Here is a 26,165-nt window from a genome sequence, read left to right as displayed (position 1 = left end):
CCATACCCTGAATCGAATAGAGGTATCCCCATGGTTATCTGGTTATTGGTGGGCGTCGCAATCGCGATTGCCCTGGCGTATCGACAAGCTGTCGCCACCCTCTGGTTGGGCGCTGGCCTTCTCTGGCTGGCGGCGGGTTACCTGTTCAACGTGGTGGCGGGTGTCGGCACCGCCGTTGCGGCGATCCTGGTGGTGTTGCCCGCGTTGCTGATGACAATCAAACCCCTGCGCCGCAGCGTGCTGACCAGCAGGGCCCTGGGCCTGTTTCGTACTATCATGCCGGCCATGTCTGACACCGAGCGCGCGGCCATTGAGTCCGGCACCGTGTGGTGGGACGCCGAGCTGTTCAGTGGCAAGCCCAATTGGCAGCGCCTGCTGCAGGCGGCTCCCGCCAGCCTGAGCGCGGAGGAGCAAGCCTTCCTCGACAACGAAGTGGAAACCCTGTGCGACATCGCCAACGACTGGGAAACCACCCAGGTCTGGCAGGACATGTCTCCCGAAGGCTGGCAGTACACCAAGGATGCCGGGTTCCTCGGCATGATCATTCCCAAGCAGTACGGCGGCAAAGGTTTCTCTCACTATGCGCACTCGCAAGTGATCATGAAGCTGTCGACGCGCTGCTCGGCGGCAGCGATTTCGGTGATGGTGCCCAATTCCCTGGGGCCGGCTGAATTGCTCTTGCATTACGGCACCGATGCCCAGCGCAATTACTACTTGCCGCGCCTGGCGCGGGGTGAGGACATCCCGTGCTTTGCGCTGACCAGCCCGTATGCCGGCTCGGATGCCGGCGCGATCCCCGACCTGGGTATCGTCTGCAAAGGCCTGCATGAAGGCCAGGAAGTGCTGGGTTTCCGTGTGACCTGGGACAAGCGCTACATCACCCTGGGCCCGATTGCCACGGTGCTCGGCCTGGCGTTCCGCGCCGAAGACCCGGACGGTTTGCTCGGCCAGCCCGGCTCGCTGGGGATCACCTGTGCGTTGATCCCGACGTCCCACCCTGGCGTCAACAGCGGCCGTCGGCATTGGCCGTTGAATGCGGTGTTCCAGAACGGTCCTACCACCGGCAAGGATGTCTTCATTCCGCTGGAGTGGGTGATCGGCGGCCGTGAGCAAATCGGCAACGGCTGGCGCATGTTGATGGAATGCCTGGCGGCCGGCCGGGCGATTTCCCTGCCATCCTCCAACGTCGGCCTGGGCAAGGTCGCGGTGCGTGGTACGACGGCCTATGCGGCGATGCGCAAACAGTTCGGCTTGCCCATCGGTAAGTTCGAAGGCGTGCAGGCGCCCCTGGCGCGCATGGCCGGGCACCTGTATGCGTGTGATGCGGTACGCAAAGTCTCGGTGGCGTCCCTGGATGCCGGTGAGAAACCCTCGGTGATCTCGGCCATCGCCAAGTACCACGTCACCGAGCGCGCGCGGATGATCGTCAATGACGGCATGGACATCGTCGCCGGCAAGGGCATCTGCATGGGCCCGAACAACTTCCTCGCGCGCGCTTACCAGCAAAGCCCCATCGCCATCACGGTGGAAGGCGCGAACATCATGACGCGCTGCCTGATCATCTTTGGCCAGGGGCTGATCCGCTGCCATCCCTATGTGTTCAGTGAGATGGAAGCGGCGCGTAACCCGGACCGGCGCAAGGCCCTGGAAGACTTCGACCGGGCCATGTTCGGCCATGTGAGTTTCGTGCTGGCTAACACCGTGCGCGCGGCGGTGCATGCGCTGACCGGCGGGCGGCTGCTTTCCGCGCCGGCCAAGACTGACCCGGCACTGGCGTCCTACTACCGCCAAGTCAATCGTCTGTCGGTCGTGCTCGCGCTGATTTCGGACATTTCCATGGGCGTGCTCGGTGGTGCCCTCAAGCGTAAGGAAAGTATCACCGGGCGCCTGGGGGATATTCTGTCGCAGCTGTACATCGTGTCCTGCGTGCTCAAGCGCTTTGAGGATGACGACCGGCCTCAGGCGGATCTGCCGCTGGTGCACTGGTCGGCCCAGGACGCGTTGTTGCGCGCCCATGAAGCGCTGGCCGAAGTGCTCGATAACTACCCCTCGAAAGCCGCCGCCGTGGTCATCAGAGCGTTGACGTTCCCGTTCGGCATACCGCTGCGCAAACCCTCGGACCGCCTGCTGGCCCAAGTGGCCGACGTGGTGCAGACACCGGGCGACACCCGCGACCGTTTGCTGGCCAATTCCTACGTCCCACGCCCGGAAATCGACAAGCTGGCCTACGGCGAACTGGGTTTCCGCTTGTTGCCGCAAGTCGAATTGATCGAGGCCCGTCTCAAGTCCGCCGTCAAACAAGGCCTGATCGAGCCGATGCCGATTTCCGCCACGGCCTTCACGGTCTGGCGCGTCAAGGCGCGGGCGCTGGACCTGATCAGCGACGAAGAAGACACCCTGCTGGGGCGCTATGTGGAATACGCCGATCACGGTATCCAGGTGGACGACTTCCCGCAGGACTTCGGGTTGCTGGAGGCCTTGCAGCAACGCAAGCACGCGTTGGAACCGGCCCCCAAACGCCGCAACAGCCAAAGCGAAAACGCCTCGGTCAACTAGGAAAAACCCAATCGATGTGGGAGGGGGCTGAACCACCGCTATCGGGGGCAAGCCCCTCCCACACAGACCGGGTTTACACGGCCAGCATGTGTTGTGAGTGGATCTATCTATGAGTGACAGTTACCTTTCTTTCGTCAATTCCCCCTGGGGCCGTCGCCTGGCCCAGGCCATCGGCTTGCCGCAACCGTTGCCGCTGCAACGCCATCGCAGCGGCCAGCACGGCCTGGCCAACCCGGTGATCGTCGCCGGGGCAGGGCGCCTGGTCGCCGAAGTGCAGCGGGTGTTCGCGGCCACCGACACGGTCACCGCCACCCCGGCCACGCTCAAGGCGCCGTCCACGGTCAAGGTGCAGGGCGCGGTGTTTGACGCCAGCGCCGTGGCGGATCTGCAGCAGCTGGACGCGTTGTACGGGTTCTTCCACGCCAACGCCAAGCGCATTGGCCAGCATGGCCGCGTGGTGGTGCTCGGCACCGCGCCGGAACAGTGCCAGGACCTGCCCCAGGCTATCGCCCAGCGCGCCCTTGAAGGCTTGGTGCGTTCGCTGGCCAAGGAGCTGCGTCGGGCGATCACCGTACAGTTGATCTACGTCGCACCCGGCGCGGAAGACGCGCTGGACAGCAGCCTGCGGTTCTTCCTGTCGCGTCGCTCGGCGTATATCTCAGGGCAGGTGATACGCCTGGAACAACCGGTGGACGGCCACGTCAGCGTCAATTGGGACAAACCCTTCGCCGGCCGTCGCGCGCTGGTCACCGGCGCCTCCCGTGGCATCGGCCTGGCGATTGCCCAGGTGTTGGCGCGGGACGGCGCCCATGTGGTGTGCGTGGACGTGCCCCAGGCCCAGGCGTCGCTGCAACAGGCGGCGGACAGTGTCGGCGGTTCGGCACTGCCGCTGGACATTACCGCCACCGACGCGGCCTCGCTGTTGCAGGCCCACGTCAGCCAATACGGCGCCTTCGATGTGGTGGTGCACAACGCCGGGATCACCCGTGACAAAACCATCGCGAAGATGACCGAGGATGCCTGGCGCAGTGTGTTGGCCGTGAACTTAGAGGCGCCGTTGCAGCTCAGTCATGCGTTGCTGGACAGCCAGGGCTTGAACCCCGGCGGGCGCATCGTGTGTGTCTCGTCGATTTCCGGCATCGCCGGTAACCTTGGGCAAAGTAATTACGCCACCTCCAAAGCCGGTGTGATCGGCCTGGTGCAGGGCCTGGCACCGCAAGCGGCGACGCAGCACGTCACGGTGAATGCGGTGGCGCCCGGGTTTATCGAGACCCAGATGACCGCGAAAATCCCGCTGATGATCCGCGAAGCGGGGCGGCGCATGAACTCGATGTCCCAGGGCGGGCAGCCCGTCGACGTCGCCGAGACCATCGCCTGGCTGGCGCACCCCGCGTCGGGCGGGGTCAACGGCCAGGTCGTACGCGTGTGCGGCCAAAGCTTGCTGGGAGCCTGAGCCATGGACTACATAACGCAGATCATCGACCCGCCGCCATCCCGCACGCGCTTGCTGCTGGATGGCGTGCGTGCCCTGCGCAAACCCACGCTCGACGGTGCGCCGGTGCTACCCAAGGAACGTCTCGTGCGCTCGGCAGCGCAGTTGTCCGCCGCTGGCATTGAGGCGTATGGCCGCGCCTGTGGTTTTCGTCGCGAGCAGGGCGTGCCGCTGTCCTACCCGCACGTGCTGGCGTTCCCGTTGCACCTGATGTTGCTGACGCGACCGAGCTTCCCGTACCCGGCCAGCGGCATGGTGCACCTGGCCAATCGCATTCGTCAGCATCAGCGCCTGCATGCAGGCCAGGCCTTGCGCCTTGAGGTGTACTGCGAGCGCTGGGTCGCCCATCCCAAAGGCCAGGCGCTGAGCATCGCCACCCGTGCCTACGGCGCCGACACACTGGTATGGGAAAGCGACAGCCTGTACCTGCGCCGGGACGTCAAGGACCCGGTTGGCGAGCCGTGGGGGGACGGGCTGCCGTTGCAGGAAGAGGGGCTGTTGCGCACCCAGCGCTGGGTGCTACCCGCCGACCTGGGCCGGCGTTTTGCCAAGGTGTCGGGGGATTTCAACCCGATTCACACGTCGGTGATCGGCGCAAAAATATTCGGCTTTCGCCGCGCCATCGCCCATGGCATGTGGACCCTGGGGCGTGCGCTCGCCGCGCAACAACCGCCCGGTGGGTTGGACCAGGCCGAGGCCCATTGTGATTTCAAGCTGCCGATCTTCCTGCCGGGCCAGGTTGCGCTGTGGAGTCATCCTGTGACCGGCCCGCGCCGCGAATTCGAAGTGCGCAATTTCGCCGGCGACAAACCCCATATGCGTGGACTGTTCATCTGGAAAGAGAGCGTGGAATGACTGACTACAGCTTCAACCCGGCCCCCGTTCGCCGCGTGGCGATCATCGGCGGTAACCGTATCCCGTTCGCCCGTTCCAACACGGTGTACGCCCACGACAGCAACCAGGACCTGCTGGTCGCCGCCCTGCAGGGCCTGGTCGACCGCTACAACCTGCACGGCCAACGCCTGGGTGAGTTTGCCGCCGGGGCGGTGATCAAGCACTCGCGGGATTTCAACCTGGCGCGTGAGTCGCTGCTCTCCACCACGTTGTCCCCGGACACGCCGGCCTACGACGTGCAACAAGCCTGTGGCACCGGCCTGGAGGCGGCCTTGTTGGTGGCGAACAAGATCGCCCTCGGCCAGATCGAGGTCGGCATCGCCGGCGGTGCCGACACCACCTCCGACGCGCCCATCGGTATCAACGAATCCCTGCGCCACACCTTGCTCGCGGCCAACCGCGCCAAGGGCATGGGCGACAAGCTGAAGGCGCTGTTCAAGGTCCGACCGTCGATGCTGTTCAAGCCGTTGCTGCCGCGCAATGGCGAGCCACGTACCGGCTTGTCCATGGGCGAACACTGCGAAGAAATGGCCAAGCGCTGGCAGATCAAGCGCCTGGCCCAGGATGAATTGACCCTCACCAGCCACCAGCGCCTGGATGCAGCCTATAAACGCGGTTTCTTCGATGACCTGATCAGCCCCCATCGCGGCCTGGCGAAGGACAACAACCTGCGCGCCGACGCCAGCCTGGAGAAGCTCGCCGGCTTGTCCCCGGCCTACGACCGGCAAAACGGCACGCTCACCGCGGGCAATTCCACGCCGCTGACCGATGGCGCCTCGGTGGTGTTGCTGGCCAGCGAGGAATGGGCGGCCGAGCACGGTTGGCCGGTGTTGGCCTACCTGCGTACCGGCGAAACCGCCGCGGTGAATTTCGTCGACGGCACCGAAGGCCTGCTGATGGCCCCGGCGTACGCGGTGCCGCGCATGCTCAAGCGCGAAGGCCTGAGCTTCAACGACTTTGATTTCTTCGAGATCCACGAAGCCTTCGCCGCCCAAGTGCTGTGCACGCTCAAGGCCTGGGAAGACGCCGACTATTGCCGCGAGCGTCTAGGCTTGGACGCGCCGCTGGGTGCCATTGACCGCGCCAAAATGAACGTCAACGGCGGCTCCCTCGGCTGTGGTCACCCGTTCGCCGCCACCGGTGGCCGGCAATTGGCGGCGCTGGCCAAGCTCATCCATGAGAACGGCGGCGGGCGCGGCCTGATTTCCATCTGCGCGGCGGGCGGGCTGGGCATTACCGCCATCGTCGAAAAGTAGCTCTATCAAAAACAACAACAAGGAGACTGCCATGAACGCTGTAAGCCTGGAACACACCGAACGGATCTGGTTGAACGCTTACCTGCCCGGCGTCCCGGCGGATATCGAGGCCGGTATCGAAGACTACCCGTCGCTGCGCGAGGTGTTCCTGGAACACCTGGAGAAGTTTCGCGAGCGAGTGGCCTACGTCAGCATCGGCACCGAAATGACCTACGCCGACTGGCAGGTGCAAGGCATTGCCTTTGCCGCCTGGCTACAAGGGCAGGGCGTCAAGAAAGGCGACCGCGTCGCGCTGATGATGCCCAATTGCTTGCAGTACCCGATCTGCCTGCTGGGCACGATCCTGGCCGGCGCGGTGGTGGTCAACGTCAACCCGCTGTACACCGGCCATGAGCTCAAGCATTTGCTCAAGGACAGCGGCGCCGAAACCGTGGTGATCTTCGAAAACTTCGCGCATACCCTGGAAAAAGTCATTACCGGCAGCAGCGTGAAACGCGTGGTGATCGCCGCCATCGGTGATTTGCTCGGCACCTTCAAGGGCGCGGCGATGAACTTCATCCTGCGCAGCGTGCAAAAGCAGGTGCCGGCGTTCAACCTGCGTGGCTCGGTGCGCTTCAACCAGGTGTTGAAACAGGGGCGGGCGCTCAACCACTTCCCGGTGGAGATGCACCTCGACGACCTGGCCTTCCTGCAATACACCGGCGGCACCACCGGCGATGCCAAGGGCGTGATGCTCAGCCACCGCAATATCATCGCCAACCTGTTGCAAGCCAAGGCCTGGGTGGGGGATCAACTGGACCAGGACAAACAGGAAACCAACGTCACCTTGCTGCCGCTGTACCACATCTTTTCCCTGACGGTGAATTGCCTGATGTTCATGTGCCTGGGCGGGCGCAATATCCTCATCGCCAACCCGAGGGACGTGAAGCGGGTGCAGATGATCCTGCGCAAGGAGCGCTTCAACGGCATTGCCGGGGTCAACACCTTGTTCAACGGTTTGCTGGAGAACAAGGCGTTTTGCGCGCGGGACTTTTCCGACCTGCGCATGGTGATTGCGGGCGGCATGGCCACCCACACGGCGGTGGCCAAACGCTGGAAGGAAGTCACCGGACTGCCGATCATCGAGGGCTACGGCCTGACCGAGTGTTCGCCGGTGGTGAGCATCAGCCCGATCAACATTGCACGCATGCGCGAGATGGAGTTCACCGGCAGCATCGGTGTGCCATTACCCTCGACCTGGGTACGCTTTCTGCGCGAAGACGGCGCGCTGGCTGAGATCGGCGAGCCGGGCGAACTGCAAGTGCGCGGGCCGCAGGTGATGCAGGGCTACTGGAAACGCCCGGAGGCCACCGCCGAAGTGCTGGATGCCGAGGGGTGGCTGTCGACCGGTGATATCGGCGTGATGGACGCGCGCGGTTACATTCGCCTGGTAGACCGTAAGAAGGACATGATCCTGGTCTCCGGCTTCAACGTGTACCCCAATGAAATCGAAGATGTAGTCGCGTTGCACCCTGGGGTGGGAGAAGTGGCGGCGATTGGGGTGGAAGATGGCGTGACCGGGGAGAAGGTCAAGATCATCGTGGTGCGCAAGGACCCGAACCTGACCCAGGAGCAGCTCCTGGCGCATTGCCGGGAGTACCTGACGGGTTACAAGATGCCGAAGTATGTGGAGTTCCGCACCACCGAGTTGCCCAAGACCACCGTGGGCAAAGTGCTGCGTCGGGCCTTGCGCTAGCGCGAACATGTCGATGATCTAAATGTGGGAGGGGGCTTGCCCCCGATGGCTGTGCATCAGCTAGAAATACACAGGCTGACACTCCGCCATCGGGAGCAAGCCCCCTCCCACAGTGATCTTTACTGTGTTCTAGACCGCGTTCACGGTGACCCAGCGCTCTTCACGGGCCGCCACGCGAATCGCCGTCGCCAGCCGCTCCACCTCCAGGGTCTTCAGTTCGTTGTACCCCAACTGATACCCGGCCGCCGGGCTGAATGCCGCGACCTTGAATTGTCGATGATCCAAATGTGGGAGGGGGCTTGCCCCCGATGGCTGTGCATCAGCTAGAAATACACTGGCTGACACTCCGCCATCGGGAGCAAGCCCCCTCCCACAGGGGATCTTTACTGTGTTTCAGACCGCGTTCACGGTGACCCAGCGCTCTTCACGGGCCGCCACGCGAATCGCCGTCGCCAGCCGTTCCACCTCCCACGCCGCTTCAAAGTCCGTACCCTCCGCACCCTGACCGGCCACGGCCATGATCAGCTCCTGCACCTCCAGCGTCTTCAGTTCGTTGTACCCCAACTGATGCCCGGCCGCCGGGCTGAAGGCCGCATAACCCGCAAGGGCAGGGCCGGCGAGTAATCGCTGGAAGCCGTCCTGACCCTCGCGACACACCCGCAACTCGTTCAAACGCTCTTGATCGAACGCCAGAGTGCCTTTGGTCCCGCTGATTTCAAAGCTCAGGTGATTCTTGTAGCCCTGCTTGAGCCAGCTACTGCTCACGGTGCCACGTGCACCGTTGGCGAAACGCAGCAGGGCGTGCACCTGATCATCCACTGCAATCGACTTCAGCTCGGCGCTGCCTTTGACGGCCGGGCGCCGGGCGTGAACGGTCTGCGTATCGGCACACACACTCACCACATCACCGACCAGATAACGCGCCATAGACAACAAATGACTGCCCAGGTCCGCCAAGGCGCCACCGGCATGTTCCACTTCGCAACGCCACGACCATGGCGAGGCCGGGTCGGCCATGAAGTCCTCGCTGAATTCACCCTGGAAGCTGATGATGTCGCCAAGGTCTCCATCGACAATCATCTGCCGTGCCAGCGAGATCATCGGGTTGTGCTGGTAGTTGTAGCCCACCCGCGTCACCACCCCGGCCGCACTGGCGGCACGGCGCATGGCGTCGGCTTGTTCCAGGCTCACGGCCAGGGGTTTTTCGCAGTACACCGCCTTGCCCGCGGCAATCGCCGCCATCGCCATGGGGTAGTGCAGGTGGTTGGGGGTGGTGATGGCCACCACGTCGACGCTGGGATCATTGATCAATGCTTGCCAATCGCCATGAGCCTGGGCGAATCCCCAGGCCGTGGCGCAGCGCTGCGCGCGTTCGGTGTCGGCATCGGCCAGTGCGGCCAGCTTGAGGTGTACCGGCAACTCGAACACTGCGCGGGCGTTATTGAAGGCCAGCGCATGGGCGCGGCCCATGAAGCCTGTGCCGATCAAGCCGATTCCGAGTTCACGCATCGTCGTGGTCCTTTGCATTATTGTTTTCAGAAGGCGTATTAATGGAATAAAAATTCCCAAATTTCAATAGATAGAATAAAAATTCATTGATACGTCGACGATCACCTCGGCGAATAGAGCTACATTCACCATGCGGCCAAATGCCTTCAGTTAACAAAAGATAACGTAGCGCCGATTGTCAGACGATTCGAAAGCCCGATAGGATGGCCCCTGCTTCCTCCAGGCGCTCTAGATTGCAGGTTTCAAGGCCCCGGAAGGCAGGCGATAACAATAATAATGGGAGAAAGGTCTATGAGTGAGCCTGTCATGGGTTGGGTTGTTTGCCGCCCACGTGCCGCACGCAGGGTTGCGTTGCTGGCCACAGCGCTCTCGTTGCTGGTCGGTGGCGTGTCAGTCACGCCGGCACTGGCAGCCAGCGATACCGTCGCAACGCCTGCGTTTGCGATTGAATCCCCCAAGGCCGCCAAAGGCCTGATGATCGACGTCGTCCACGCGGGCAAGCGGCTGGTGGCGGTCGGTGACCGCGGGCACATCCTCTATTCCGATGACCAGGGCAGCACCTGGACCCAAGCCAAAGTCCCCACCCGGCAACTGCTCACGGCGGTGTTTTTTATCGATGACAAACAGGGCTGGGCGGTCGGCCACGATGCGCAAATCCTTGCCAGCTCCGACGGCGGCGCCACCTGGACCCAGCAATACCAGGACCTCAAGCGCGAAGCCCCTTTACTCGATGTATGGTTCAACGACGCCAACCACGGCCTGGCCGTGGGCGCCTACGGTGCGCTGATCGAAACCACCGACGGCGGCAAGACCTGGCAAGACGTCAGCGACCGCCTCGACAACGAAGACCAGTTCCACCTCAACGCCATCGCCCACATCAAGGACGCCGGCCTGTTCATCGTCGGCGAGCAAGGGAGCATGTTCCGCTCCAGCGACGACGGCCAGACCTGGGAAAAACTCGAAGGCCCCTACGAGGGCTCGCTGTTTGGTGTGATCAGCACGGCGCAGCCGCAAACCCTGCTGGCTTATGGCTTGCGCGGCAACCTGTACCGCTCCACAGATTTCGGCAGCACCTGGGAGCCCGTCGAATTGAACGCGGCGCGGGGAGCGCTCGAGTTTGGTTTGTCGGGCGCGACCTTGCTGGAGGATGGCTCCCTTGTCGTCGTTGGTAACGGCGGCAGCGTGGTGGTCAGTCATGACGATGGGGTGACCTTCAGCGTGTTCAACCGCCCGGACCGTATCTCGCTGTCGTCCGTGACGGCGGCGGGCAACGGTAACTTGATTCTGGCCGGGCAGGGCGGTGTGCGTGTTGCCACGCCGACCGGCGCTGAACCGACAAAACAATAAGAAGGGCGGGGATAGAATGAGCAGTCATCACAACGATAAAGCGACCTTTCTTGAGCGCCTGATTTTCAACAACCGCCCGGCAGTGATCGTCATCTGCCTGCTGGTGAGTATCTTCCTGTTCTGGCAGGCGACGTTGATTCGCCCGTCCACCAGCTTCGAAAAAATGATCCCCCTCAAGCACCCCTTCATCGAAAAGATGATGGAGCACCGCAACGACCTGGCGAACCTGGGCAACACCGTGCGGATCTCGGTGGAAGCCAAGGACGGTGACATTTTCACGAAGGAGTACATGGAGACCCTGCGCCAGATCAACGATGAGGTGTTCTACATCTCCGGCGTCGACCGCTCGGGCCTCAAGTCGCTGTGGAGCCCCAGCGTGCGCTGGACCGAAGTCACCGAAGAGGGCTTTGCCGGCGGTGAAGTGATCCCGCAGAGCTACAACGGCTCGCCACAAAGCCTCGACCAGCTGCGCAACAACGTGCTCAAGTCCGGCCAGGTCGGGCGCCTGGTGGCCAACGACTTCAAGTCGAGCATCGTCGACATCCCGCTGCTGGAGTCCTACCCGGACCCGCAGGACCAGGGCAAGCTGCTGGCCTTGGACTACCGCAAGTTTTCCCATGAACTGGAAGACAAGATCCGCGACAAGTTCGAAGCCCAGAACCCCAACGTCAAGATCCACATTGTCGGTTTCGCCAAGAAAGTCGGTGATTTGATTGATGGGCTGGTGATGGTGGTGCTGTTCTTCGGCGTTGCATTCGTCATTACCTTGATCCTGTTGCTTTGGTTCACCAACTGCCTGCGCAGCACGGTCGCGGTGTTGAGCACCACGCTGGTGGCGGTGGTCTGGCAACTCGGCTTGATGCACTTTTTCGGTTTCGGCCTGGATCCGTATTCGATGCTGGTGCCGTTCCTGATCTTCGCCATCGGTATTTCCCACGGTGTGCAAAAGATCAACGGTATCGCCCTGCAATCCAGCGACGCGGACAACGCGCTGACGGCTGCGCGGCGCACCTTCCGGCAACTGTTCCTGCCGGGGATGATTGCGATCCTGGCCGACGCGGTGGGCTTCATCACACTGCTGATCATCGACATCGGCGTGATCCGTGAACTGGCCATCGGCGCGTCCATCGGTGTCGCGGTGATCGTGTTTACCAACCTGATCCTGCTGCCGGTAGCGATTTCCTATGCCGGCATCAGCCAGCGCGCCATCGCCCGGAGCAAGAAGGACGCACACCGCGACCATCCGTTCTGGCGCCTGCTGTCGAAATTCGCCAGTGCCAAAGTGGCGCCGGTCTCGATTCTGCTCGCGCTGGTCGCCTTCGGCGGCGGCCTCTGGTACAGCCAGAACCTGAAGATCGGCGACCTCGACCAGGGCGCGCCGGAACTGCGTCCGGACTCGCGCTACAACAAAGACAACAACTTCATCATCAGCAACTATTCCACCAGTTCCGACGTGCTGGTGGTGATGGTCAAGACCAAGGCCGAAGGCTGCTCGCGCTATGAAGCCATGGCGCCCATCGATCAGTTGATGTGGAAGATGCAGAACACCGAAGGCGTGCAATCGGCGATCTCGCTGGTGACCGTGTCCAAGCAGATGATCAAGGGCATGAACGAGGGCAACCTGAAATGGGAAACCCTGTCGCGCAACCCGGATGTGCTGAACAACTCCATCGCCCGTGCCGATGGCTTGTACAACAACAATTGCTCGCTGGCGCCGGTGCTGGTGTTCCTCAACGACCACAAGGCCGAAACCCTCGACCGCGCCGTGCATGCGGTGCAGGACTTCGCCAAGGAAAACAACAAGGACGGCCTGGAATTCATCCTCGCCGCCGGTAACGCCGGGATCGAAGCCGCCACCAACGAGGTGATCAAGGAGTCGGAGCTGACTATCCTGATCCTGGTGTACCTGTGCGTGGCGACCATGTGCATGATCACCTTCCGCTCCTGGGCGGCGACCCTGTGCATCGTGTTGCCGCTGGTGCTGACCTCGGTGCTGGGTAACGCGCTGATGGCGTTCATGGGCATCGGTGTCAAGGTCGCGACCTTGCCGGTGGTGGCCCTGGGCGTGGGGATTGGCGTCGACTACGGCATCTACATCTACAGCCGCCTGGAAAGCTTCCTGCGCGCTGGCTTGCCGCTGCAAGAGGCGTATTACCAGACGCTCAAATCCACCGGTAAAGCCGTGCTGTTTACCGGCCTGTGCCTGGCAATCGGCGTGTGCACCTGGATCTTCTCGGCCATCAAGTTCCAGGCCGACATGGGCCTGATGCTGACGTTCATGCTGCTGTGGAACATGTTCGGCGCGCTGTGGCTGCTGCCGGCGCTGGCGCGGTTCCTGATCAAGCCCGAGAAGCTGGCGGGGCAGAAGGGCAACTCGTTGTTTGCCCACTGAGCCCTGTGGTGAGGGTGTTCACGCCCTCACCACAGAGAGGCCGTATCACTGGCTTGCGCGCTGTCCTGGCGCGATCGCCAGGAAAATGCTGTCGACGGGTGGGGTGATCAAGACGTAGATGATACGGCTGAGCGGCACGCCGCCGGGTTCTTGCTGGTGGCGCAAGGCGTCTTGGACGTGTTGTTTAAGCAGGTCCTTTTGCGTGTATTTGCGCTGCTCCGGCAGTTTCAGGTGCGCACGGGTGTAGCGATTGGGGGCTGCGTCGGCGGTTGCGTAATGGAAGTGGGCGTACCACAACACCTGCGCGGGTTTTTTGGCTGTGTCGTACACGGCGTATTCGGTGAAGAAGTCGCCACTGAGGGTCGGACGTTCCGGGTCCGCCCGGCTCGTCAGGTTGATATCGATCTGTTGATGTTCCCACAAGTAATTGAGGCTCTCCTGCGTCGGCCATTGCCGCTTGTAGGCCTCACTGCACACGCGCTCCGCCAGCCGAGTGATGTCCCGGGCTTGCGCCAGGTATTCATCGATCAGGCGCTGGACCGCGGGTTTGCCGGCAAGGTGATCCCGTTTCAGTTCATCGGCCAGGGCCGTGAATTTATTCGCGTGCCGGGTCAACAGTTCATCCCAGTCTGCTGGGTTGACCTGTTGTCGGGTGAGCTGGGCGTCGAGTTTCAGCTGGTCTGTGCTGATCACCTGCTCAATGCCTTTGCGCTGCGCTGTCAGGTCCTGCGCCAGACCTTTGAGCGTGGCCAGCGTGCGGGCCTGCGGTTGGGGTTTCGTTGGAGAAGAGGGGGCATCGGTCTTCGCTGCCCAGCCGTCTGCATGTGGGCTGAATGAAGCAATGGTTTCGCCGGTCAGCGTATCGGTGAGGGTGAACTGCTCCTCGGCACCCGGTGTATCGGCCGGCTTGAAGTCACCGATGAGGTACGCCTTTTTCCTGGTTTTGAACACTCGCTTGGCCGGACTTTTGGGCCGTAGGGTTTTTGACAACGGCAGCTCGACGTCCAGCGCTTCCTGCTTGCGCACCACTGACTCCAGCTCGCGTTGCGCCAGCGCCTGGGCGTATTCAAGCCCCTCCAGCAGGCGGTCGGCCTCCGGGCGCAGACGCCGTGGGTTGAGGGCCTTGAGGGCACGAATGGCATCCTCATAGCGGCGGTACTGCTCGAGGACGGTCTCATACACATTACGCTGCTCGGCCAGCGTGAATTCGACGCCGCTGCGTACTTCGACGTGAGACTGCAGGGCTTGGATCAGGTCGGTCTGCTCAAGGCGATTGAGGTAAAAGTCTTCTTGGGGTGGCAGCAGCCGATCGGCGGTCGCCACACTGGCGGCGGCGAGATAGTTCAGCGCATTGAGTTTCAGGTTGTCGGAGAAAAAATTCTGCGGGTACTGGATCTGCGCCAGGCATTCCTGGCGCAGTGCGCGGCCTGCCGACGAGTCTTGCTCCAGTTGTTCAAGGGTGGTTTCCATCGCCGCGGACACCTCGGCCATGTGTTGGCGGATGTTCGCCGACTCCACGGTGTTGCTGATGTATTCGTCGTAGATCGTGGAGTCGCCCAGCAAATGGTCGATAAACATTCTGCCCCCCATCTCTGCCATCGGTTCACCGGCGATGGAAAAACGCATGGAGTTCAACCGGCCCAAGAGCAGGGTACTGATGAGCAATTGCTGGTCCCAGATGGTTTTGAGGATTTTCGCCCGGTCATGCACATGCACGCTGGCGCCGCCGACTCTTTCCAGTTCCTGGCCAAGCTTGACCATTTCCAGGCGTGGGGTCAGCGATTGGGCAAATTGCACTTCCAGGTTGTGCAGCAGAACCTGAAACTCGGTACGCAGTTCCCGGTGCTTAAGTGCCTCCTTCATGTGGCGCGCTTCAAGGGCCGGCTGTTGTGCTTCAGTGGCTTTTTGCAGCAGATTCCACACCAGTTGCGCGGTTTTACGTTGCTTTTTCAGGGCCTCAAGCGCCGGTGATATTCGGCTGATTGACGACTGGAACGGCGCCATCACTTCCGTCATTTCGGCGTTGAGTGCGTACATGTGTGCGACCAGTTGGTCCTTTCTACGCAGGTTTTCCTCGCGCAACGCCGCCATTCGCTTCGGGCCGCCGCCTATCAGCTTGATCCCACGGTCCAGGGACCAGTGGCCTTTGCCATCGGATTTAAGCTTGATGCCCGGATGGTCTATTTTCTCTGGATGAATGATGAAGACTTCGTTGAAGCCCGGAACAATACTGACCCTGAATAACAGGGCCGCGACCGAGGCATGCCATCGGCCGTTGATAGTGTACAAACCCTGATGTGGGCCGATTTGGATCGGCTCCGGCGCCGGCACAGGCCAGGGGACGTTGACCGCCCGCAGCTTTTTCAGCAGTTTTGCCGAAGCGCCGTCGCCGGCCAGGGAGTGGTCAAAGTCCAGCAGCGTGCGGCCGCCGCCCGGCGGTTCGGCGGGCAGGCCGACGGCGCCCCGTTCAACCACCGGCGCCCGGCTCGCTCCCTGGCCGGGCACGGGCTGGCGAATGAGGGGCTGCTCATCGAGCGCGGCGCTTTCGTGGGGCGTGCCGGGGAACCCATGATGCAGCATCAGCATGCCGATGTTGAGCAGCAGATCGACCCACGCCAGCTCCCGAGCGGTGGGGTCGTCACTCTCGAGTGCCGGCAGGTCGTGCTGCAGGCCTTGCGCCAGTTGCATCAGCCAACCGACGGCCGCGAGCGGTCCGCGCACGGCGATCAACAGCGTGTTGAACCCTAACTGCATACCTTCGAGAATCAATGCCCAGCGGCTTTCGTTGTTGGACGTTGACTCACGTGCGGCCTGGTCCAACAGCTGCCGGGTTTCACTGCCAAACAGGTACTCCATGAGTGTGCCATTGCCGAGGGCCTGACGGATTTCGTCGCCCGTCTCGTCATCCGCCTGGGCCAGCTGTGCGGGCGCCGGCACCCTGGGCAGGCTGTCGAAATCCGAACCGATGCCGACACGTACGTAGTGGGGCTGGGTAAAGCCGCCGTTGCTGTAGATCGCCCTGGCGAGGTCCGGCAGCCACGTCAGGATACTGTCCTGCAGTGGGCCAGGTTGCACGATGGCGGCGAGCAGTTGCTCGCGGCTGGCAAACTCCTGCAGCGAATCGCGATAGGCTGGGCGATAAAGCAGGTGCGGCCCCTGCCGGGTATCAAGCGGCTCGATGATGAACATGTTTTGCACCACGTCCGCCGTAGCGCCGGGTTTGCGCACAAACGCCAGCGGGCGGATGACGATGTCGTCGCCGTCGACCTGGCGCTCAGCGGGGTCCAGGTTGACCACGGCATTCACACAACGAACCCCGCGCAGCGTCAGGCCCGCTTCGGCCTTGATCTTGTGTTCCAGTGCCTGGGTTTTCAGGTGCACAGGCCGCTGCTGCTGAAACAACTGCCGGCGTTTTTGCGCCGCCTCGGTGTCGCTCATCAATGCTTGGCGCAGGTATTCAGGGTAGTTTTTGCCGATGTCGACACGCTGTATCAACCTCAGGATATAGTCGGCGGTCAACCACGCTTCCAGCGCTCTGCCGGTGCGATGGCTGAGTGTCAGGCGGCCTTTGGGTTTCCCTGAGAGGTTTTTCAGCGCCAGCTCTACCAGGCTCATGGAAACCGGCTCGACATAACCGCCTTCAAGGCTGCCCACTGCAACGTGAAAGGTCAGCACCAGGTCGTCGGCACGGTACCCGCTGGCCAGTGCGCCGGCATCGCAGGTGCGCTGGCCGCGCAGGGCGCCGGCGCGGTCCAGGCACAGTTGGTGGTCCAAATGCTGGGCTGCATAGCTGCGCAGTGTATCCAGGCCATCGAAGTCTGAGTCGCCGAGTGTCAGGCGCCGGATACCGGCTTGTTCAAGCACGCATTGGCGGTAGGCAATGCGGTCACCGGCGCTGGCGTTTTTCAGCCAGTCGGGAAGAGCTGCCTGGAGGCGCGGCAGGCCGGACAAGGGCAGGGCGGATGCGTGGGTGAATAGCCGTGCCGGATCAGTGACTCGCGCAAACAACTGCTCCAGCGCCTCTACGCTGGAGCGCGCCGGAAGCTGGATGGCCGCGAGATCTTCCAACTGCTGGTTCAATATCAGCCCGGCTTGGACTTCGAAAATATCGCCATCGGGTTCGTACTGCTGCCAGGTGATTTTGTCGGCGCTGAAGCGCTGTTGCAGGGCGTCGCCCCATGCTTTGCCGAAGGCATCCAGGTCGGGGAATGGCGTGACGTCTCCTGACAGGCGACACAGCAAGACGTGCTCGCGGCAGACCAGCAAAAGGTCGCAGGCTTGCCGGGCGAGTTGAGTGCCCGCCTGAGTCACCTGCGTTTCCAGGGTATAGGCGTGGACCGCGTTATCGGGCCAGGGTTGGCGGGCGCGTGTGCTGCGGTCAGGGTAGCGGTTCAATGCGCTGATGACGTTCAGGTACTTGGCGTTGGCGCCCACCTGGCGAATGGCTGAGTCGAGCAGCGCGCCTTGCAGCACCACGGCCAGCCACTTCCAGCGGCTGCCACCGGCGTCGCTGTCCTGGCTCCAATAGTTGGCCAAGGCGTCTTGGAAGCTGACGAACAGAATCAGTGGCAGCTCTCTGATGACCGCTTCGATGACCTCCAGATCATAGTCGCGAGGTCCATTGGCGTCGTAGCGGAGCCGAGTGCCGGTGGCGTCGCTCAAGTAGCTGTCCAGGCCACCGCGTGGCGACACGTCGGGAAAGCTGCCGTCCGCCATATGGGTGAGCGCCACGTCCAGCAGCGGGAGCAGCGCCCGGCCGCCACCCTCCCGGGGCACAGCCAGCCGCAGGTCATCAAGGGGAGCCGTCAGGGGAGGGTATTTTTCCGCCAGGTGGAGGGCCAGCAACTGCGTGGTGACGGAGCGCACTGTCGGTCGCGTGAGAAATTGAGCCTCAACCACTTGTCGGGTTGGGTGTGCAGGCGGGAACGAGTTCGGGTCTGTCATGGGTATTCCTTTACAGGGGATAAAGACGCGCCAGCCCAAAGTAAAGGGTTGCGTTGCCGCGAGGCGGTAGCCCGTTATGGTCTTAGGCCTTGGCGGCAAACTGGCCTATGATTAGCCCTTTGAACCTGATGAAAGACTGTGATGACTGAGAATTTGCCTGCCGTCCTGGAAACGTCCGACATGCTTGAAATCGACGGGCTGCACGCCTTCGACTTCGAACTCGATAACGAAAAACTGCTGATCACCGCCATGGACGGCCGTGCGGAGAAACGTTGGCGCTTCAGCCTGGAGCAGGTACAGGCCGCCACCTTCGATGACACCTTGCAAAGCTGGACCCTTACCGGTGAGTCGGGCGAGCACCGCCTGATCTGCATGAGCGCGTTCACCGGCAACAATAACGACGAGGATCAAGCGGATGATGATGCGTAAATTCTGGCCCCTGCTGATGGCCGGCAGTGTCGGTGCCATGTCGGTGCAGGCCGCGCCGGTCGACACTTATGAACTCTTGGTGGGCAGCTACACCGCCGGCAGCAGCGAAGGGATCTACCGCCTGCAATTCGACAGCCGTACGGGTAAGTTCAACGGTCAGCCGGTGCTGGCCGCGAAGGCCGCCAACCCATCGTGGCTGACGGTCTCCAAGGACCAGAAGCATCTGTTCGTGGTCAACGAGAATGGCCCAGGCCAAAAAGACGCGGTAGGGCGCGTCAGCAGCTACCGCATCGACCCGAATAGTCACCAACTGACCCTGATCAATCAGGTGCAAAGCCTGGGCAATGAGCCGACCCATTCCAGCGTTGCTGCTGATGGGCGCTACCTGTTTGTCGCCAACTATTCGGTACTGGAAGATCCGGGCGGCAGCCTGGCGATCCTGCCGGTGGATGCCGAGGGCAAGCTGTCGGCGCCCGTCCAGTTGAGCGGGCACCCGGCCAGCCGGGTGAATCCTGAACGCCAGGCGTCCAACCATGTGCACTCGGTGGTGTCGTCGCCGGACGGCAAATACGTGTTTGTCCAGGACCTGGGGGCGGATAAAGTGTTTGCCTATCGCTACGACCCCAAGGCCAACCACGAGCTGCCACTGACCCCGGCCAACCCGGCCTCGGTGCAACTGCCACCGGGCAGCGGCCCGCGTCACCTGTTGTTCAGCGGCGATGGCAAACACGCCTGGCTGACCACCGAGATGAGCGCCCAGGTCGCGGTGTTTGACTACAAAGATGGCCAGCTGACCCAGACGCAATTGGTGGATTTCGCCGCCGGGCAACCGGTGTCCGACAAGGCCGGCGCCGCGCTACATGCGTCCAGTGATGGCAAATTCCTCTACGTGAGCAACCGTGGCACGGCCAATCAGTTGCTGGTGTTCAGCATCGACCCGGCTACCGCGCACCTCAAGGAACTGCAACGCCGTTCCGTGGAAGGCGACCACCCGCGCGAGTTCAGCCTGGACCCGAGCGGCAAGTTTTTGCTGATCGCCAACCAGAAAAGTAACGAAATCGTGGTGGTTGAACGCGACCCCAACACCGGTCTGCTGGGTAAAACCGTGCAGAAATTGCCGATCGAGGCCCCCAGCGACCTCAAGTTCCTGGTGCGTCAATAAGCCACAGGCCCCGCACTGCGGGGCCTGATCCTGTGTATTAATTCTATTAATAGCGGCTACTGTTTCAAAGCATTTCTAAGGCTCGGCCCTCGGGCGTAAGTTGGGTTCCAAGGCCTTCCCCGGCCACTCAACCAAACGAATACAAGGGCTACCGACATGAACTTGAACCTCTTCTCCATCATCGCTGCTTCCGCTGTTTCCGCCACTGTGGCATTGCCTGCCGCCGCCAGTGTGGAAGTCACCGGCAAAAAATCCAGCACCAGCGCCTACACCCAGAAATACCTGCAACAAAGCGCCAACTTCTACGCCGCACTGGATCACAAGACTCAGCAATAACCTGCACAAAAGCAGACGCCAAACCACTGGAACTGAGCCTGGCTCGTTCAAGTGGTTTGGCGTTTGTGCATCTGCTGAATAAAATGATTGATATCAGATTGCCATGTGTTTAAATTTGGCGCTCAAATATTGACGCGTTTATTCCTGGAATCGACAGCATGGCACTTCGACTCGCCGCACTCATCCTGGTCCTCTATTCCGCCCCGATCCTGTCCTCCGTGCAGTTGGTGGACGGCGAGCCTGAGATCGCCCGCGAGCGGCTGCTTAACCTGGTTGAAGGCTAAGCAGAGGGAGGCAATCAGGTTTTTGCCATCACGCCAACAAACAACGGCGATTGCAGAAACCGCTCCAACCACTGCTGCAACCGGGGATACGGCGCAGCCGCGAACCAGTCCCGATCCACATGCGCAAATTGGCGCACAAACGGCGCCAGGGCCATGTCTGCCAGACTCGGGTGATCGGCCAGCAAATAGGCGCGGCCTGTCAGTAACCCCTCCAGCTTCTGCAAGAACACTTCACCCTCGGCCCGATAATGTTCCATTGGCTGTTCCGGGTAGCGCTCGGCGTACTTGTATCGATCCAAGTGATACTTGAAGCCTTGGTCGTTTTCGGCCACCAGCGCCAGTACCGCCGGGTCGCCCCCCAGCAGCCAATTATCCGGGTCGTGCTGCGCCAGCGCCCATTGCATGATCGCCAGGCTTTCATCGATCACCTCGCCGTCCACACTCAACACTGGCACGGTGCCCTTGGGTGAGAGGGCCAGCATCTCGGCCGGCTTGGCTTTGAGGCTCACCTCGACGATCCGTACAGGCACGCCGGAGTAGCGCAAGGCCAAGCGCGCACGCATCGCATACGGGCAGCGCCGGAACGAATACAGCAGCACTTCGCTCACTTGACCTCCAGGGTGCTCAGCCCATTGCCCTGGCGCTTGACCTGAATCTGCACCGGGATGCGTTCGTGCATTTCCTGCACGTGGGAAATCACTGCGACTTTGCGGCCTTGGGCCTGCAAGCCGTCCAGCGCGTCCATGGCCAATTGCAGCGATTCCGGATCCAGGCTGCCGAAGCCTTCATCGATAAACAGCGACTCGATCTTCAAGGTACTCGAAGCCATTGAGGCCAGGCCCAAGGCGAGTGCCAGCGACACCAGGAACGTCTCGCCACCGGACAGCGAATGCACCGAGCGCAGTTCGTCGCCCATCTCGGTGTCCATGACCAACAGGCCCAACATGCTGCCACCGCGCTTGAGGCGGTAGCGACGTACCAGTTGGCGCAATTGCACGTTGGCGTGATGCACCAGCAGGTCGAGGTTGTAGGCCTGGGCGATCTTGCGGAAGGTGTCGCCGGTGGCCGAGCCGATCAGTGCATTCAGGCGTGCCCAGCGTTGCCACTCGTCATAGGCCTTGGCGATCTGCTCGGCGAAGGCCTGGTTGGCATCCTGGCGACGCTGGTCTTCGGATTGGCGCGCGCGCAGCTCCGCGCACTGCTTCTCACCCTCGGCCAATTGCTGGTTGAGGGAGGCCAGGGCGCTGTCGAGTGCTTCGGTATCGAGGTTGCCGTTGTGCAGGGCTTGGTGCTCGGCGAGGCGTTGTTCGCGCTCCTGCAGCAAAACCTTGGCTTGTTCGACGGCTTTTTCGCTGTGCTGCAGCTGTTGGCGCAGTTGGCTGACCTGGGCGTCGTCGTAGGCCAACAAACGGTTGAGACCTTCGTCGTCGAGTTCCGGGTGCAGGGCGCGCCATTCGCTGATGCGCGTATCCAGGCTGTGTTGCTCGGCCTGCAATGCCTGCTGGCGTTCGTGCAGGGCCTTGAGGTCGGCAGTCAGTTGGAGCCGTGCGTTGTGGATCGCTTGCAGTTGTTGGTTGGCGTCGGTTTCGTTCTGGCGTGACAGGGTCACCGCCTGATCCACGTGCTGTTGCCACTGTTCGGCGCTGCTGTGTTCGCCGAGCAACGCGCTGAGCGTTTGCTGAGCCGCCTGTTGTTGGGTGGCCAGCTCGGTGACCTGTTGGACCAGCGCTTCAAGTTGCTGCTGGCGATGCTGCTGATGGGTCTGTTCTTTCTCAATCGCCTGTTGACGCTCTTGTTGCTCGGCCAACTCATCGCGTTGATGGCCCAGCTGTTCAAGACGCTGGCTGACCTGTTGGTCCAACTGCATGAAGGTGGCGGCGGGCTCGGCGCGTAAACCTTCCAGGGTGTCGGCGGGCAACAGGCTGGTAAAGGCATTCAGTTCCTGCTCAAGACGTTCACGGTCGCTGGCCAATTCGCGTTGCTGGTCCACCAGCAACTGACGGGCCTGCTGGCTCGCTTCCTGGGCGGCTTGCACTTGCTGCTGCAAACGCCCGGCGTTTTGTTGCAGGTTGAGCAGGGCAGCCTGGCGTTGTTCGTCCTGGGTGATGCTCTGGGTCAGTTGGCTCAGCTGTTGGTCTAGCCAGGCACTGCGCTTGGCGGCGTCCTGGTTGAACAATGTGGCGGCCAGCGGGTGCGCCTCCAGGCTGGGCTTGAGTGCTTGCTGGTGCGTCGCCAGTTGCTCCTGCTGTTGCAGGTATTCCTTCTGCTGGGCGATCAAACCGCCCACTTCGCCACGTAGCTCGGTGAGTTTTTCCTTGAGGGTATCGACAGCTTTCTGCGCCGTGGCTTCTTCGTTTTCGTCATGGCGACCGAGGCTTTGCAGCAGTGCCTCGGGCTGGTGATACGGGTGCTCATGACTGCCGCACACCGGGCAGGGTTGGTCGTCCTGCAACTGCGCGCGCAACTCCTCGACGCTGGCGCTACGGGCCAGCCGCTGGCGTTCCAGCAGCTGCTTGGTCACGGTCAGCGTCTGTTCGGCAATCGCCAGTTCAGCCTTGGTGTGCAGGCCGGTCTGGTTCAGTTGCTCGCGCTGCTGTTGGGCATCGGTGAGCTTTTGCGTCAATGCGCTGGCTTGCTGATCCAGCTGTTGCTGGCTGTCCCACAGGCGCGTCAGGTCTTCGAAGGCACGTTGTTGCTTGCGATTGTCCTGCAGCAGGCTGGCGAGCAACTGGATCTGCTCGGCCACGGCGTGCGGCTCGGCACCGGCTTCCTGGTACAGCAGGTCCAGGGCCTCGCGTTGCTGAGTGAACTGTTCGACGGCGGCGGTGGCGCGCTGTTCCAATTGCGGCAGTTCTGCCTGGCCTTTGTTCAAGCGATTGCCGATCAACATCAGCTGTTGCAGGCGATCGCGGTAGGCGGACCAGGCATCGCTCAGCGGGGCGAGGGCAGCGCTGCGATCAAGCTCGGTCGCCAGGCGTTGCAGGCGTTCGGCGACTTGGCGTTGTTTTTCCAGCAAGCCGTTGAGCTGGGACTGGCCTTCGGCGCAGGCCGTTTCGTGCTGTTGTTTGTCCTCGGTGCGCTTGGCCAGCGCTTTGGTCAAGTGGGCGAGGGTGCTCTGTTCTTCGAACGCCTGACGCAGCAGTGGCGCCGCGTCGCCTTGATGTTTCAAGGCCGCAGCCAATGCGGTTTGCGCGCTGGCCTGTTGCTGCTGTGCCTGTTCCTGGCGGGTATGCAGTTCGGCCTGTTGTTGGCTATGCGATTGAATCTGCTCGGCCAACGGGGCCAGCACGGTATTGAGTTCCGCCTGGCGCGCGAACTGATGACGTTGCGGTGCCAACTGCTCCAGGCGGCTGAGGTCCTGGCGTTGCGGGGCCTGGGTGTCCCACTCCGCCTGCGCGCGCTGCAGCTGTTCGGTCGCGGCGAGTTGGCGTTCCTGCCATTCGCGCAGCTCCTTGAGCCACGTGTGCTGCAGCTCCAACTGCTTGAGCTGGGCCTGCTGGGCCTTGAGCTGTTGTTGCGCCGCGTCGAATTGCTGATCCAGTTCGGCGCGGGCTTCGGCGGCCAAGGGCACCACGCCGGTGGCCTGGTCCTGCAACTGCTTGTGCGCGTCCCTGGCGTCTTTGGCCTTGTCAAAGGCGCGCCGCCCGAGCTGGGTGTAAAGCGCGGTATCGGTGAGCTTTTCCAGCAGCTCGCTGCGCTCGTTGTCATTGGCCTTGAGGAACGCGCTGAACTCGCTTTGCGCCAGCAACACGGCGCGGGTGAATTGTTCGAAGTTCAGGCCCAGGGACAGTTCCAGCTGGGTCTTGTATTCGGTTTTCTGGCTGGCCAGCAGTTGATCGCTGTCCAGGTCGATCAGGCTCTGGCGGCTGTTCTGCAACTTGCCGCTGGCCTTGTCGCGGGCGCGGTTGGCTTCCCAGCGTGCCCGGTAGCGACGGCCGCTGACGCCGACAAAATCCACTTCAGCATAACCGCCGCCCGTGCCGCGTCGCAGCAGGGTGCGCGGGTCGCCGATGGAAATATCGCTGTCGGCATCCGGCATCTTCGCCTGGCCGGTATCGCCCAGGCGGGGCACCGCGCCAAACAGCGCCAGGCACAAGGCATCGAGCAAGGTGCTTTTACCGGCGCCGGTCGGCCCGGTGATGGCAAACAAACCGGCACTGGCCAGGGGCTCGGCGGTGAAGTCGATCTCGAACGGTCCGGCCAGGGAGGCGAGGTTTTTCAGGCGGATGGCGAGGATCTTCATGGCTGTTCGCCCTCCTGTTGCACTTCCTGGAGCAGCACGGCGAAGTCCTTCAAGGTTTGTTCATCCACTTCACTGCCGTAGCTGTCCTGCCAGGCGCGGCTGAACAATTCCTGGGGCGTGAGCTGGTCGAGTTCGATCAGGCGCTCCTCACAGGTGTCGTCGCTGCCGCGCTTGCCGGCGTATTCGGCGGCGATGCGCACCAGGCGCACGGCCTTGCCTTGCAGCGCAGTTTCAATCTGCTGGCGCAGGTCGGGCTGCGGCTCGTCGAGACGCACACGGACTTCGAGCCAGGGGTGGCGCTGGGTCTCGGCGAGCAGGTCGACGTCCGGCAACTCGGCCAACGCCTTGAGGATGTCGGCCAGGGGCGCGGCTTCCAGGCGTTGCAGGTCGACCGAGCGGGGGATCAGCAGCGGTTCGACACTCACCAGGCATTGGCCCTGGAACGTCACGTCAAGGATCTGATGCTTGTAGCCGATTTCGGAAAACGACAGCGGAATCGGCGAACCGCTGTAGCGAATGCGTTCTTCGCCATTGACCTTTTGCGGCTTGTGCAAGTGGCCGAGGGCGACGTACGCGACGCTTCTATCGAACAGACTGGCCGGCAGCGCCTCGGCATTGCCGATGATCAGGCTGCGTTCGGAGTCTTCCGACACCGAACCACCGGCCATGTGCGCATGGCTGATGGCAATCAGCGCCTGGCCTTTTTTGCGTTTGGCGTTGGCGGCGGCGATCAGCCATTCATGGACCTGGCCGATACCGCGCAGGTAATCGTCACCCAGGTGCGCGCCGGTGACTTCCGCCGGCCGCAGGAACGGCAGCGCCAGGCACCACGCGGCGACCTTGCCTTTGGCATCCGGCAGCGGGATAAGCAGGCGCTCGGCGTCGAGTTCGCCATCATCCAGCCACAACACCCGGCCGAGGGCGTGGGTGCGCAGACGGCGCATCAGCGGCGCGGGCAGTTCGATACGCGAGCCGGAGTCGTGGTTGCCGGCGATCATCACGATGGTCAGCTTCGGGTTTTGTTCATGGGCGCTGATGATGAAGTCATACAGCCGCTCCTGCGCCTTGAGCGGTGGGTTGACCGTGTCGAAAATATCGCCGGCGATGAGCAGTACATCCGGGCTATGGGCGTTGAGTTGGCCCAGCAGCCACTCGAGGAAACAGGCGTGTTCGAAGTCGCGTTCCTGGCCATGGAGGTTTTGGCCCAGGTGCCAGTCGGAGGTGTGAAACAGACGCAAGGCGAACTCCGTAGAAAAGATGAAAAGGAGGGGAGTTTACCTGTAATGCGACCATGCTGCCCCCAGGCGACACAGATTCAATGTGGGAGGGGGCCTTTTAACCATCCAAGACGCAACGTAGAGATTGATTGCGCAGCGCTGTTGTGGGGAGCGGGCTTACTGTGGTGAGAGGGCTTGTTGTGGTGAGCGGGCTTACTGTGGTGAGCGGGCTTGCCCCGCGCTGGGGTGCGCAGCAGCCCCAAAACCTGCCAATGAGGTCTGGCTGAATGATTGAGTCGTCTGGATGGGGGCCGCTTCGCAGCCCAGCGCGGGGCAAGCCCGCTCACCACAGTAAGCCAGCTCACCCCA

16 protein-coding genes and 1 pseudogene are annotated in these 26,165 nt (G+C 62.3%); 11 read left to right on the top strand and 6 right to left on the bottom strand.

The genetic code is table 11. The features are described 5' to 3' along the window. Positions 1–30: 30 nt before the first annotated feature. The 5 genes from K7431_RS03655 (at position 31) to K7431_RS03635 (ending at position 7,933) form a co-directional block, all read left to right on the top strand. Positions 31–2,556: an acyl-CoA dehydrogenase gene (locus tag K7431_RS03655; RefSeq protein ID WP_012724677.1), complete on the top strand. Its 2,526-nt coding sequence runs from the start codon at positions 31–33 to the stop codon at positions 2,554–2,556. Between the two features lie 109 nt (positions 2,557–2,665). Beyond that, entirely contained in the window at positions 2,666–4,009 is a 1,344-nt protein-coding gene (locus K7431_RS03650) for a 3-oxoacyl-ACP reductase (RefSeq protein WP_043205458.1), read from the top strand. Positions 4,010–4,012: 3 nt separating this feature from the next. Then, positions 4,013–4,903 carry a MaoC/PaaZ C-terminal domain-containing protein gene (locus K7431_RS03645; RefSeq protein ID WP_012724675.1) on the top strand — a complete coding sequence of 297 codons (891 nt, stop codon included), beginning with the start codon at positions 4,013–4,015 and terminating at the stop codon, positions 4,901–4,903. Then, the gene (locus tag K7431_RS03640) at positions 4,900–6,198 is read left to right on the top strand and encodes an acetyl-CoA C-acetyltransferase (RefSeq protein WP_012724674.1); all 1,299 of its coding nucleotides are present in this window, start codon (positions 4,900–4,902) and stop codon (positions 6,196–6,198) included. The genes K7431_RS03645 and K7431_RS03640 overlap by 4 nt, the downstream gene beginning before the upstream one ends. A 31-nt stretch (positions 6,199–6,229) precedes the next feature. Continuing rightward, on the top strand, positions 6,230–7,933 hold the full coding sequence (locus tag K7431_RS03635) for an AMP-binding protein (RefSeq protein WP_012724673.1): 1,704 nt from the start codon (positions 6,230–6,232) through the stop codon (positions 7,931–7,933). A 129-nt stretch (positions 7,934–8,062) separates the two neighbouring features. On the opposite strand, the pseudogene K7431_RS03630 reads toward K7431_RS03635, so the two are convergent. Continuing rightward, positions 8,063–8,194, bottom strand: a pseudogene (locus tag K7431_RS03630) (gfo/Idh/MocA family oxidoreductase); the annotation flags it as partial. A 132-nt stretch (positions 8,195–8,326) separates the two neighbouring features. Next, positions 8,327–9,442 (bottom strand): Gfo/Idh/MocA family protein, encoded by a 1,116-nt coding sequence (locus K7431_RS03625; protein ID WP_043205457.1) that lies wholly within the window; start codon positions 9,440–9,442, stop codon positions 8,327–8,329. Between the two features lie 306 nt (positions 9,443–9,748). On the opposite strand from K7431_RS03625, the gene K7431_RS03620 reads away from it, so the two are divergent. Together K7431_RS03620 and K7431_RS03615 are read left to right on the top strand one after the other, a co-directional pair. After that, on the top strand, positions 9,749–10,789 hold the full coding sequence (locus tag K7431_RS03620) for a WD40/YVTN/BNR-like repeat-containing protein (RefSeq protein ID WP_080567199.1): 1,041 nt from the start codon (positions 9,749–9,751) through the stop codon (positions 10,787–10,789). A 16-nt stretch (positions 10,790–10,805) separates the two neighbouring features. After that, complete coding sequence (locus tag K7431_RS03615) at positions 10,806–13,181, top strand: efflux RND transporter permease subunit (RefSeq protein WP_012724670.1); 2,376 nt, start codon at positions 10,806–10,808, stop codon at positions 13,179–13,181. A 45-nt stretch (positions 13,182–13,226) separates the two neighbouring features. Here K7431_RS03615 and K7431_RS03610 read toward each other — a convergent pair whose 3' ends face one another. Further along, a complete protein-coding gene (locus K7431_RS03610) occupies positions 13,227–18,125 on the bottom strand; it encodes a dermonecrotic toxin domain-containing protein (protein ID WP_012724669.1) in 4,899 nt (1,632 codons plus the stop codon). A 141-nt stretch (positions 18,126–18,266) separates the two neighbouring features. On the opposite strand from K7431_RS03610, the gene K7431_RS03605 reads away from it, so the two are divergent. The 4 genes from K7431_RS03605 to K7431_RS30870 all read left to right on the top strand — a co-directional run bounded on the left by K7431_RS03605 (position 18,267) and on the right by K7431_RS30870 (position 20,336). Further along, positions 18,267–18,554 (top strand): DUF5629 family protein, encoded by a 288-nt coding sequence (locus tag K7431_RS03605; protein WP_043205453.1) that lies wholly within the window; start codon positions 18,267–18,269, stop codon positions 18,552–18,554. Further along, positions 18,541–19,716, top strand: coding sequence for a lactonase family protein (locus K7431_RS03600; protein ID WP_012724667.1), 1,176 nt, complete (start codon positions 18,541–18,543; stop codon positions 19,714–19,716). The genes K7431_RS03605 and K7431_RS03600 overlap by 14 nt, the downstream gene beginning before the upstream one ends. A 156-nt stretch (positions 19,717–19,872) precedes the next feature. Further along, the gene (locus tag K7431_RS03595; RefSeq protein ID WP_010210027.1) at positions 19,873–20,052 is read left to right on the top strand and encodes a hypothetical protein; all 180 of its coding nucleotides are present in this window, start codon (positions 19,873–19,875) and stop codon (positions 20,050–20,052) included. Between the two features lie 158 nt (positions 20,053–20,210). Next, entirely contained in the window at positions 20,211–20,336 is a 126-nt protein-coding gene (locus K7431_RS30870) for a hypothetical protein (protein WP_012724666.1), read from the top strand. A 14-nt stretch (positions 20,337–20,350) separates the two neighbouring features. On the opposite strand, the gene K7431_RS03590 is transcribed toward K7431_RS30870, so the two are convergent. Genes K7431_RS03590 through K7431_RS03580 form a run of 3 tightly spaced genes read right to left on the bottom strand, consistent with a single transcriptional unit; the run spans position 20,351 to position 25,817 of the window. After that, complete coding sequence (locus tag K7431_RS03590) at positions 20,351–20,944, bottom strand: glutathione S-transferase (RefSeq protein WP_012724665.1); 594 nt, start codon at positions 20,942–20,944, stop codon at positions 20,351–20,353. Next, on the bottom strand, positions 20,941–24,579 hold the full coding sequence (locus K7431_RS03585; protein ID WP_012724664.1) for an AAA family ATPase: 3,639 nt from the start codon (positions 24,577–24,579) through the stop codon (positions 20,941–20,943). The genes K7431_RS03590 and K7431_RS03585 overlap by 4 nt, the downstream gene beginning before the upstream one ends. After that, positions 24,576–25,817, bottom strand: a complete 1,242-nt coding sequence (locus K7431_RS03580) for an exonuclease SbcCD subunit D C-terminal domain-containing protein (RefSeq protein WP_012724663.1) — start codon at positions 25,815–25,817, stop codon at positions 24,576–24,578. Before K7431_RS03580 ends, K7431_RS03585 begins: the two co-directional genes overlap by 4 nt. Positions 25,818–26,165: the final 348 nt, after the last annotated feature.

The organism is Pseudomonas fluorescens group sp. (assembly GCF_020093335.1).
In the GTDB taxonomy this organism is placed as follows: domain Bacteria; phylum Pseudomonadota; class Gammaproteobacteria; order Pseudomonadales; family Pseudomonadaceae; genus Aquipseudomonas; species Aquipseudomonas petroselini.
The sequence above is the reverse complement of the archived record's forward strand: the minus strand, read 5'-3'. Positions and strand labels throughout refer to the sequence as shown.

What these genes read in the sequence shown, in the direction of transcription:
- K7431_RS03625 (WP_043205457.1), bottom strand. Translation starts at nt 9,442, where the DNA reads ATGCGTGAACTCGGAATCGGCTTGATCGGCACAGGCTTCATGGGCCGC.
- K7431_RS03655 (WP_012724677.1), top strand. Translation starts at nt 31, where the DNA reads ATGGTTATCTGGTTATTGGTGGGCGTCGCAATCGCGATTGCCCTGGCG.
- K7431_RS03595 (WP_010210027.1), top strand. Translation starts at nt 19,873, where the DNA reads ATGAACTTGAACCTCTTCTCCATCATCGCTGCTTCCGCTGTTTCCGCC.
- K7431_RS30870 (WP_012724666.1), top strand. Translation starts at nt 20,211, where the DNA reads ATGGCACTTCGACTCGCCGCACTCATCCTGGTCCTCTATTCCGCCCCG.
- K7431_RS03610 (WP_012724669.1), bottom strand. Translation starts at nt 18,125, where the DNA reads ATGACAGACCCGAACTCGTTCCCGCCTGCACACCCAACCCGACAAGTG.
- K7431_RS03635 (WP_012724673.1), top strand. Translation starts at nt 6,230, where the DNA reads ATGAACGCTGTAAGCCTGGAACACACCGAACGGATCTGGTTGAACGCT.
- K7431_RS03650 (WP_043205458.1), top strand. Translation starts at nt 2,666, where the DNA reads ATGAGTGACAGTTACCTTTCTTTCGTCAATTCCCCCTGGGGCCGTCGC.
- K7431_RS03605 (WP_043205453.1), top strand. Translation starts at nt 18,267, where the DNA reads ATGACTGAGAATTTGCCTGCCGTCCTGGAAACGTCCGACATGCTTGAA.
- K7431_RS03585 (WP_012724664.1), bottom strand. Translation starts at nt 24,579, where the DNA reads ATGAAGATCCTCGCCATCCGCCTGAAAAACCTCGCCTCCCTGGCCGGA.
- K7431_RS03645 (WP_012724675.1), top strand. Translation starts at nt 4,013, where the DNA reads ATGGACTACATAACGCAGATCATCGACCCGCCGCCATCCCGCACGCGC.
- K7431_RS03640 (WP_012724674.1), top strand. Translation starts at nt 4,900, where the DNA reads ATGACTGACTACAGCTTCAACCCGGCCCCCGTTCGCCGCGTGGCGATC.
- K7431_RS03615 (WP_012724670.1), top strand. Translation starts at nt 10,806, where the DNA reads ATGAGCAGTCATCACAACGATAAAGCGACCTTTCTTGAGCGCCTGATT.
- K7431_RS03600 (WP_012724667.1), top strand. Translation starts at nt 18,541, where the DNA reads ATGATGATGCGTAAATTCTGGCCCCTGCTGATGGCCGGCAGTGTCGGT.
- K7431_RS03620 (WP_080567199.1), top strand. Translation starts at nt 9,749, where the DNA reads ATGGGTTGGGTTGTTTGCCGCCCACGTGCCGCACGCAGGGTTGCGTTG.